This window comes from Micromonospora sp. NBS 11-29 (genome assembly GCF_002140155.1).
Lineage (GTDB): Bacteria > Actinomycetota > Actinomycetes > Mycobacteriales > Micromonosporaceae > Micromonospora.
Map to the genome: position 1 here is coordinate 50,023 of NZ_NAPR01000033.1, position 10,057 is coordinate 60,079.

6 protein-coding genes and 1 pseudogene are annotated in these 10,057 nt (G+C 73.6%); 2 read left to right on the plus strand and 5 right to left on the minus strand.

Translation table 11 applies throughout. The annotated features are described in order from the left end of the window. From B1205_RS32640 to B1205_RS28375, 4 genes and pseudogenes are all read right to left on the minus strand, one after another. Positions 1-2,671: pseudogene (locus B1205_RS32640) on the minus strand (beta-ketoacyl synthase N-terminal-like domain-containing protein); the annotation flags it as partial. A gap of 40 nt (positions 2,672-2,711) precedes the next feature. Next, positions 2,712-3,695: an enediyne biosynthesis protein gene (locus B1205_RS28365; protein WP_089158390.1), complete on the minus strand. Its 984-nt coding sequence runs from the start codon at positions 3,693-3,695 to the stop codon at positions 2,712-2,714. After that, positions 3,692-5,653 (minus strand): FG-GAP repeat domain-containing protein, encoded by a 1,962-nt coding sequence (locus B1205_RS28370; protein WP_089158391.1) that lies wholly within the window; start codon positions 5,651-5,653, stop codon positions 3,692-3,694. Before B1205_RS28370 ends, B1205_RS28365 begins: the two co-directional genes overlap by 4 nt. A 3-nt stretch (positions 5,654-5,656) precedes the next feature. Further along, positions 5,657-6,628, minus strand: coding sequence for a DUF1702 family protein (locus B1205_RS28375; protein WP_089158392.1), 972 nt, complete (start codon positions 6,626-6,628; stop codon positions 5,657-5,659). A gap of 409 nt (positions 6,629-7,037) precedes the next feature. Here B1205_RS28375 and B1205_RS28380 point away from each other — a divergent pair, with 409 nt between their 5' ends. Both B1205_RS28380 and add read left to right on the plus strand, forming a co-directional pair. Further along, complete coding sequence (locus tag B1205_RS28380; RefSeq protein WP_176308853.1) at positions 7,038-7,799, plus strand: helix-turn-helix domain-containing protein; 762 nt, start codon at positions 7,038-7,040, stop codon at positions 7,797-7,799. Beyond that, positions 7,796-8,797: an adenosine deaminase gene (add, locus tag B1205_RS28385; protein WP_089158394.1), complete on the plus strand. Its 1,002-nt coding sequence runs from the start codon at positions 7,796-7,798 to the stop codon at positions 8,795-8,797. Before B1205_RS28380 ends, add begins: the two co-directional genes overlap by 4 nt. A gap of 561 nt (positions 8,798-9,358) precedes the next feature. Here the strand turns inward: add and B1205_RS28390 are convergent. After that, a partial coding sequence (locus B1205_RS28390) for an AAA family ATPase (RefSeq protein ID WP_176308854.1) occupies positions 9,359-10,057 on the minus strand: 699 nt, incomplete at its 5' end.

Here is a 10,057-nt window from a genome sequence, read left to right on the forward strand (position 1 = left end):
GGGTTCGGCCGTGGGGGTGGGACGGGCGGCCGGGACCGCGAGTTCCGGGGCCGCCTCGCACGGGTTGGTGAAGAAGCGCGGCTCGGCGGCCGGGTCGAAGGGGCGGATCAGCCGGCCGGCGAAGAGGGCGTCGAGCCGCACCGGCGCGCCCACCGTCCACGCCGCCCCGACCGCGGCCAGCAGCCCGGCGAGGGAGGCCCCATCCGTGTCGACCGCGACCGCCGGCACGTCGGTCAGGTCGAGTGCCATCCGGCTGAGCACCCGCCCCGGCCCCACCTCGACGAGGAGGTCCACGCCGGTGTCGGTGGCGGCCCGGACCGCGTCGGCGAAGCGGACCGGCCCGGTCACCTGCCGGCGTAGCAGGTCGTGGACGTCCACCCCGGCCGGCAGCGGAGAGCCGGTGACCGTGGACACGACCGGCCGGCGCGGCGCGGCGAACGGCACCTCGGCCAGCCAGGCGGCGAACTCCCGCTCGGCCGGGCGCATCAGCGGCGAGTGGAACGCGTGTGACACGACCAGCTCGGCCCACTCCAGGCCGCGCGCCCCGGCCGACGCGCAGACCCGGCGTACCGCGTCGCGGGCCCCGGAGACCACGGTCTGCCGCGGACCGTTGTACCCGGCGACCACGACCGGTTCGGCGCCGATCAGCGCCTCGACGACGGTGGCGTCCGCGGCGATGCCGGCCATCGTGCCCGGCTCCGGGCAGCGCGCCATGGCCGCGCCCCGGGCGGCGGCGATGCGCAGCAGGGTCGCGGCGTCGGTGCAGCCGGCCCAGTGCAGCGCGGTCAGCTCGCCGAGGCTGTGCCCGACCGCGACCGTGGCGCCCACCCCGAGGTCGTCCAGCACCCGCAGGGCCGCCAGCGAACCGGTGACGACGCGCGGCTGGGCCACCTCGGTCCGCACCCCGTCGGCGTCCGCCGGCAGGCCGGCGGCCCGGTACACCTCGTCCGCCGCGGTGAAGCGGCGGCGCAGCGCCCCGCCCCGGGTGCTGCGCCCGGAGCCCTGGCCGGGGAACAGGTAGCCGATCCGGGCCGGCCCGGTGACGTGGTGCAGGAACACCCCGTCGGCCATCAGCGCGTCGCCCCCGGCGTCGAGGACGTCCGCCGCCGCGCCGAGCCGCCGCTCGACCTCGTCGGGCGCGCCGCCGACCACCGCCAGCCGGTAGGCCCGTCCGGCCAGCCGCTGCCGCAGCAGCGCCGCCAGGTCCGCCAGTTCGCCGTACGACGACCGGGCGACCAGGGGTCGTAGCTCCCGTACCCGGTCGCGCAGGTCGGCGGGCCGGTCGGCGTCGAGCAGCAGCAGCTCCGCGTCCTGGGCGGTCCGGCCCAGCAGGGTGATCCGTTCGGTCTCCGCCCGGTGGGCCGGGGCCGGCCCGCCCTCCAGCACCAGGTGCGTGTTGATCCCGCCGAACCCCATCGCGGTGACGCCGATCCGCGCCGCCGCGCCCTCGGGCCACGCCTCGGCGGCCGGGACCGCCCGCAGCGCGGGCCGTCCCTCGGTGAACTCGGGGTGTGGACGGACGCAGCCGGCGGTGGGCGGCACCACCCGGTGGTGCACCGCGAGGGCGGCCTTGATCAGGCCGGCCACCCCGGCGGCGGCCTTGGTGTGCCCGATCAGCGCCTTCACCGAGCTGATCGCGGCCGGCGCGCCCGCCGGGTCGGCNNGGTGGCGTCGCCCACGGCGGTGCCGGTGCCGTGTCCCTCGAACACGGGCACGGTGTCGATGCCGAACCCGGCCCGCCGGTACGCCCGGTCCAGGGCCAGCCGGTAGCCGCCGACCTCCGGCCGGGTCATCCCGCCCCGCCCGTCCGAGGAGACGCCCCAGCCGGCGATCGTGGCGTAGATCCGCCGGCCGGCCGCCACCGCGTCGCGTCGGCGCATCAGCACCACCATGCCGCAGCCCTCACCCGGCCAGAACCCGTCGGAGTCCCGGTCGTACACCCGCATCTCGCGCCGGGCGAGCGCGCCGGTCTTGGCGAAGCCGACGATCTCGAACGGGTCGATGGAGAGGTCGACGCCGCCGGCCACGGCGACGTCGACGTCCCCCTCGGCCAGGCTGCGGCACGCCGTCACCACCGACAGCAGCGACGACGAGCAGGCGCCGTCCACCGTGTACCCGCCGCCGCCGAGGTCGAAGTGGTTGCAGATCCGCCCCGCGATGGTGTTCGACAGCGACCCGGCCAGGGTGTCCTCGTCGACCGGCGGGAACGGCGCCTTGTAGGTCTCCTCCAGCCCGTCGAGGAACTCGCCGAGGCGGGCGGTCGACCACCCCTGGCCGCGCAGCGCCGCGCCGACCACGCGCCGCACGTACGNACCACCACGGCTGTGCGGTCGCGGGGCAGCCCCGCCCCGTCCGGGAAACCCGCGTCCGCCAGCGCCTGCGCGGCCACGTCCAGGGCCAGCCAGTGGGTGAGGTCGGTGGCCCGGTAGGTGCTGCCGGCGACCCGGAACGCGAGCCGGTCGAACGCGTACCCCTCGATGACCGCGGCGGTACGCGCGTAGGTGCGGTCCGGGACGGTCGGGTCGGGGTCCCAGTAGTCCTCCGGGCGCAGCCGCCCCGCGGGCATCCGGCGGAACGCCCGCCGTCCCGCGACCGCGTTCTCCCACAGCTCGCCCGCGGACCGGGCGTCGGGGAACCGGCAGCTCATCCCCACGATGGCAAGGTCGTCCATGCCCCCTCCTCGACGTGTGTGCCCGGTGCCGCGCCCGTGCTCAGGCGCGGGCCGCCGCCCCCTGGGGGACCCGGTCGGCCAGCTCCGGCGCGGGCACGTCGGCCACCAGCGGCGCGCTCCGGGCGTCGGCTTCCGCCGACCGTTCCCGCCGGTCGCGCCGGGACAGGTGCAGCGACCAGAGGAACGCGCCCCGGACCAGGCAGACGATCGCGGTGGCGAAGAAGAGCCCGTAGACCACCGACGCGCCGGTCAGGATCCCGTAGACGACCGCGACCCCGCCGCCGAAGGCGACCTGCGACGCGGGCCGCGACGGTGTGGTGCCCGGGTCGGTGACCATGTAGTTGGTGAACAGGACGAACGCCACCCCGGTCATGGTGCCCAGCGCCCCCGGGATGGCGGTGTCGAGGACCAGCCCGCGGAACACCGCCTGCGCGGCGAAGACCAGCAGCCAACTGCCGATCAGCCACATGCGTCCGGTGAGCTTGGCGTTGAGCAGGGTGCCCAGGCTGACGATGACCACCACGAGCACCCAGTCGACCCAGCCGCTGAGGTACTCGGTGAACTGGTACGGCGGGGCGATGGAGACCCACGGGAACAGCAGCAGCACCACGCTGATGCCGAAGTTCGACGGGTTCATGAAGTGCCGCAGCTTCCCGTTGACCGGGGCGCGCAGCAACCACTTGCCGCTGATCGCCACGACCACCCCGAACAGCGTCACCAGGATCCGGTCGTTGGCGTAGAGCAGCATGTTCACCGCCAGCGCGGTGATGTGGGCGGGGTAGAGGAACTCCACTACCCCGCGTACGCCCCGGCCGGTGAACCGGGGTGCCCGGCCCTCTCCCCGCGCGCCGACGATCTCCAGGGTGATCTCGGTGAGGTACGCGGTGAGCACGGCGGCCACCGGCCAGAGCGGCGCCTGTTCGAACCCGAGAACGGCGTAGCCGAGCACGTTCAGCACGGAGATCGAGATCGCGAAGTTGCGCAGTGCGATGACCCGCGGGTCGCGGGGTGCCTTGCCGGTCATGACGTCGCCTCCCTGGCCTGGGCGCCGAGGGTCAGCGTGTGCCGACCCGGGGTGAGCTGGAGTTCCTGCTGGTGCGCGGTGCCGGCGCGGTCCCGCCAGTCGACGCGCACCCGTACCGGCCCGTCGACCCGGCCCAGCCCGGCGACCGCCTCGAAGCTGCGCCGGCCGGAGTGCCCGCCGCCGCCGTCGACCCGGGCCAGCAGCGTCCGGCCGTCCGGGGTGGTCACCGTGACCGACGCGCCGACCACCGGCGACCCGGGCCGTCCCGCCGTGCCGCCGGTCCCCTCGTGGATCAGACGCAGGCTCAGTTGCGCCCCGGTGTCGGGGCTGTCGTTGTGGTAGAAGACCGGGGCGTCCCACTGCCGGGCCACCGCCATGTCCAGCCGCCCGTCACCGTCCGCGTCACCGACCGCGATGCCGCGGGTCGGCACCGGCACGGCGAGCCCCAGCTCGCCGCTGAGGTCGACGTACCGGCCGTCGTCGCCCCGGACGTGGAAGCGCAGGTGCTGCCCGCCGGCGATGTCGTCGCCCGCCTCCACGTGCGGCCACCACCCCGGGTGCTCCAGCAGCGTGTCGTTGGCGGTGGCGAGTTCCTGGAGCTGCGCCCAGCGGTTCACCGTGCCCTTGACGAAGCCGCTGGTCTGCACGATGTCCGGCAGCCCCCGGTTGGTGAAGTCGGCGAGCTTGACGTCCCAGCTCCAGCCGCTCCAGGCCAGGTTCAGCGCGGCGCTGCGGTCGTGCCAGGGCGCGCCGCCGGCGCGGAGCTGGCGGCGCAGGTCCGCCACGTCCCGGGCGGTGTTGACGAAGGCGAAGTTGCTCTCCTGGATACCGAACGAGGTGGTGATGTTGCCGACGTACAGGTCGTACAGCCCGTCCTGGTCGAGGTCGCCGAAGTCCACCCCCATCCCCTTGAAGGAGTCGTGGCCGAGCCGCTTCGACTTCGGCACGAACGCCCGGCTCTCCTCGCCCTCCACCAGGTTCAGCCGCACCCGGCCGGGGGTGGAGGTGTTGTACAGCAACCGGTCCGGCCCGAAGTCGTTCGCCACGTACAGCTCGGGGAGCTGGTCGCCGTCGACGTCCTGGGCGCTGGCGGCGAGCGCCCAGCCGGCCGAGACCGACCGGTCGAAGACGCCCGGCACGTCGGCGAAGCGGGGGGTGCCGTCCGGCTCGACGCCGGTGAAGCGCAGCAGGTGGTCCAGACCGCCGTTGGTCGCCCACGACATCGAGCGGTTCATCGACACGCCGCCGCTGACGGTCTCGTCCAGCACCGGCCCGTCGGGGAAGTAGTTGCCGACGAAGATGTCCAGGTGCCCGTCGCCGTCGAAGTCGGCCGTGGTCACCGTGTTGGTGTTCCACTGGACACCGGCGTACCGGCCGCCGCCGTCCACCCGGGACGGCACCAGCTCCACCGGCCGGTACGCCGCCGGACCGGGCCGGGGCTGGTCGGGGCGGGCCAGGAAGAGCACGGGGGAGCGCCCCCACCAGTACACCAGCAGGTCGATCCGGCCGTCCTCGTCGAAGTCGCCGGGTGCGCAGCCCATCGGGGCGACGTGCTCGTTCATCGGCAGCGGCGCGGGGTCCAGGGCGAACGGGGCGTACCGCTCGGACCGCGCGCCCGGGGTCGGTGTCACCACCACCTTGTCGATCCGCGGGTCGGTCAGGCACAGGTCGTTGGCCAGGCCGTCGCCGTCGAGGTCGTTCATCGCCACCCCGGCGCCGACCGAGGAGATCCAGGCCGCGATGTGCCGGTAGTCCTGGTTGACCTTGCGGATGGTCTGCTGCGGGAAGCCGCCGGGCAGCGCGACGGAGAACGGCGTCAAGCGGTACGCGTCGGCCATCGCCCGCCGCTGCGCGCCGGAGGCCTCCGGTGTGTGCGCGATGAGGAACATGCCGGCGATGAGCACGACGGCGACCAGTCCGGCCGCCTGCCGCCGGGCCCAGTGTCTGATCGGGGTCATCGGTCAGTGCCTCCCCAGCAGGGTGAACTCGTCGGCGATGCGTTGACGCCAGACCGCGTACGCGGGTCGGCCGTCGACGTCGGTGGGCAGGTTGCGCAGGGCGTCGTCGGTCATCGTGGCGGCCTGTTCGCAGGTGGCGGCGCAGAGCGCCGCGGTGGCCCGGCCGGTCCCGTCGGTCACCAGACCGGCCCGCAGCCGGGCCTTGGCGGCGAACGCCGACCCCTGCGCCAGTGCGGCCCGGTGCCGGACGGCGAGCCGGGACAGCTCCGCCAGTTCCCGGTCGCTCGCCCCGCCGGCGTAGGTGGCCGCCAGGCCCACCCCGCTGAACAGGTCGGCGTGCCGCTCGGGCGCGAAGCCGTGCACGGTCTGCACCACGTGCGGCACGTCCGCGCCGCAGACGAACCACAGCGCCCGGCCGATGCCCTGGTCGACGGCGTGCCCGGCGTAGCCGCGCAGCTCCGGCCAGGGCCAGGTCGAGGCCGGGTCGCGGTACTGCCGGCGGACGTACCGGTCGGTGCGGAAGTACGCCTGGTGGAACCCGTAGCCGTCGAAGGCGAGCCAGCGCAGCAGCGGATCGGCGGGCAGCACCCGTCGCCAGCGGACGCGGGGCAGGCGGGCGAGCGCCCAGCCGGCGCCGACGTGCGCCATGTAGAGGTGACGCTGCCCGCCGCCGGCCAGGAACTCCCCGGTGCGGTCGCCCAGCCCGAGCCCGGCCATCAGCGCGTACGCCATCGCCGCCCCCTCGTACGCGAAACCGCGCAGGGGCGCGTCCACGGCGTCGAGCAGGGGTTCGGCGCTCGCGGGAGCGGGGGTGCCGGCCGCGTACCCGAAACCGTCGACGAAACTGCGGCCGGCGGATTCGAGCGCTTGACGCGCCGTCTCGTCCTTCACCCGGAAGCCGCGCCTGCGCAGTTCCGTCTGTCGTGGAGAGGGGGTGAGCAGGCGGCGCCGCAGCGCCAACCACGGAGCGGGCATAAATCCTCCCCGACACATAGGAGTTGACCGCCACAAATCGACGTGTGGGAATTGATCCGGATCGCCGCGGCCCTGTTGTCCGGCATCCCGGGCGGCTACCGGACCATGATTGCGGACGGTGGACACGCTGTCTTCTCGCACCTTGCTCTGTTGGCGGTCGCCGTCGGCCGGTCCGGCCGAGCGGATCGGCTGGGTCCGCGCTCGGCGGCCGGCGACCNGATCGCCAAGCGGGCCGGTCGCGAGATCCACGATTCGCTATATGAAAATCAAGATTTATTCAAGGGTGCGGCCGGAGACTACGGGACGGTTTCGTCGCGGACGCAGAACCTGGGGGAGCAGAATGTCATCAGCCGTGGTACTGCCGTGCGGAAATCGCCATCGAATGGCGGTGATCCGATCGATCGAACGAATGCGCGGCGATCTCGGCGGCGCGCTGCCGCTGGCCGAACTGGCCCGCACCGCGCTGTTCAGCCCCTTCCATTTCCACCGAATTTTCCGCACCGTAACCGGAGAAACACCGGCCCGTTTCCTCGCGGCCCTGCGGATGGCCCAGGCGCGGCGGCTGCTCCTGCACTCCCGGCTCACCGTCGGGGCGATCAGCGCCCGCGTCGGCTACACCAGCGTCGGCAGCTTCACCACCCAGTTCACCCGGCTGGTGGGCGTACCCCCGGAGCAGTTCCGACGCCAGGTCCGCGCGCTGGTGGGCTGGTTGATCCAGCCGGCGGTCCGGCCGCGGCCGCTCGGCCGCGGGCCCGGCGTCGTGCTGCATCCGGTGGTACGCGGTGGGCTGGCCGCCACCGCCGGAACGGTCCTGGTCAGCGTGGTGCCGGCCGCCGCCGAGCCCGAAGCGTCGCACTGGAGCGCGGCGGCCGGCCTCGGCCCGGTCCGGCTGCCGGCCGGGCTGCCCCCCGGCCGCTACCGCGCGCAGATGCTGCTGCTCAAGAGCCGCTGGACCGCCACCGCCGCGCTCGTCGACCAGATCCCGGACAGCTACCTGGTCGGGTGGGCCGAGTTCGTCGTGCCGAATCCGCCGCTGCGCCCGGACCGGGTGGCGATGCGGCTGCGCCCGCCGCAGCCGACCGACCCCCCGGTGCTCTCCGTCGAGCCGGTGCGGCTGGTGGCCGGCCTGCGCCGGGCCACTCCCTCCGACCTCCTGCCGGTCTCCGCGTGACCGGCCGGACGGCGACCACCCCGAAGATCGAACTGCATGTGCACCTCGAGGGCACCGTCCGACCGCGGACACTGCTGGCGATCGCCCGGCGCAACGGTTCGCCCCTGCCGGCCCGCACCGAGGCCGAGCTGGCGGAGCACTACCGGTTCGTCGACTTCGCGCACTTCATCGAGGTGTGGATCGCCACCACCAACTGCCTGCGGACACATGACGACTTCCGGCGGGTGGTGGTGGACTACGCGGCCGAGGCCGCCCGACACGGCGCGGTGTACCTGGAAGGAATCTTCTCCCCGGCCGAGCGGGTGCGGCGCGGGGTGCGGTGGGCGGACATCTTCGGCGGCTACGCCGACGGGGCGGTGGAGGCGCACGAGCGGCACGGCGTCCTGGTCCGGTTCACCCCCGACATCGACCGGGAACTGGACCCGGCGCTGGCGCAGGAGTGCGCCCGACAGGCGACCCGGTACCGCGACCGGGGCGTGGTGGGATTCGGGATCGGCGGCCGGGAGACGGCGGGCGGCCTGTCCCGGTACGCACGCGCCATCGCGATCGCACGCGACGGCGGGCTCGGGTTCGTGCCGCACGCCGGGGAGGCCACCGGGGTGGCGTCGGTCCGGGAGGCGCTCGGACACGGGCCGGCCCGGCTGCGACACGGCCTCCGGGCCGCCGACGACCCCCGGGTGTCGGCCGAGATCGCCGAACGCGGCGTGGTGCTCGACGTCTGCCCGACCTCCAACCTGCGTACCCGGGTGGTGCGCACCCTGGACGAACATCCGCTGCCCCGGCTGCGAGCCGCCGGTGTGGCGTGCAGCATCGGCACCGACGACCCGGCCATGTTCGGCACCGACCTGTCCCGGGAGTACGCGCTCGCCGCGCGCCTCGGGGTGAGCGCGGCCGACGCGTACGCGGCCGGCCTGGCCGGTGCGCTCTGCGACGGGGTGACCCGTGCCCACCTCGCCGAGCTGGGCCGCTCGGCCTTCGCTCCGGCACCCATCCGTTGAGCGGGCGGCCGTGCCCCGGCCCGACCGGGCCGGCCCACCGGCCCGCCGGTTCAGGCGGTGCGCCGCACGTCGCGGGAGATCGGCCGCGGTGCCCTGCCCTTCCGTCGTACCGGCGGGCCGCCGTTTCGCCGATCTGGTGTTGTGGTGGGGCTGTGGGTCGCGACTTCGCCGATGTGGTGGTATCCGGGCGTGTGGATGCCACCGTTCCGCCGATCTGGTGGTGTGGCGGGGCGGTGGGCCCGCGACTTCGCCGATGTGGTGGTATCCGGGCGTGTGGATGCCGCCGTTCCGCCGACCTGGCGTTGTGGTGGGGCGGTGGGCGGCGACTTCGCCGATGTGGTGGTTCCGGGCGTGTGGATGCCGCCGTTTCGCCGACCTGGCGTCCTGCCGAGCGTGCGGATGCCGCCACTCCGCGCCACTCCCTGCGGTGATCAAGGAGTTTGCGTCGGAACGGGGGACGATCCGCGACGCAAACTCCTTGATCACGGGGTGAGGGCGGGGAAGGCGAGGGCCCCGGTGGCTTTCGCCGACCGGGGCCGTCGCCTTGGAAACAGTTCCGCCTTATGCGGCGGATTCGTCTGCGCCGGTGGCGGCGGCGCCGAGGTCTGCCGGTACGGCGTCGGGTACGGCGTCGGGGCGGTCGGCGCCGCGGAAGACGAGTTTGGACTTGTCGATGTTGTCTGGGTCGCCTTCGCAGTCGACGACGACGATCTGGCCGGGGGTCAGTTCGTTGAACAGGATCCGTTCGGACAGGTTGTCCTCGATGTCGCGTTGGATCGTGCGACGCAGGGGACGGGCGCCGAGGACGGGGTCGAAGCCCTTCTTCGCCAGGTATTTCTTGGCGTTGTCGGTCAGCTCCAGGCCCATGTCCTTGTTACGTAGCTGGCCCTCGATGCGCTGGATCATGATGTCGACGATCGAGAGGATCTCGATCTCGCGTAGCTGGTGGAAGACGATGGTGTCGTCGATGCGGTTGAGGAACTCGGGCCGGAAGTGCTGCTTGAGTTCGTCGTTGACCTTCTGCTTCATCCGGTCGTAGTTCGACTCGGAGTCCTCCGAGGCCTGGAAGCCCAGCGACACCGCCTTGGCCACGTCGCGGGTGCCGAGGTTGGTGGTCAGGATGATGACCGTGTTCTTGAAGTCCACGATCCGGCCCTGACCGTCGGTGAGCCGCCCGTCCTCCAGGATCTGCAGCAGCGTGTTGAACACATCCGGGTGGGCCTTCTCAATCTCGTCGAACAACACCACACTGAACGGCCG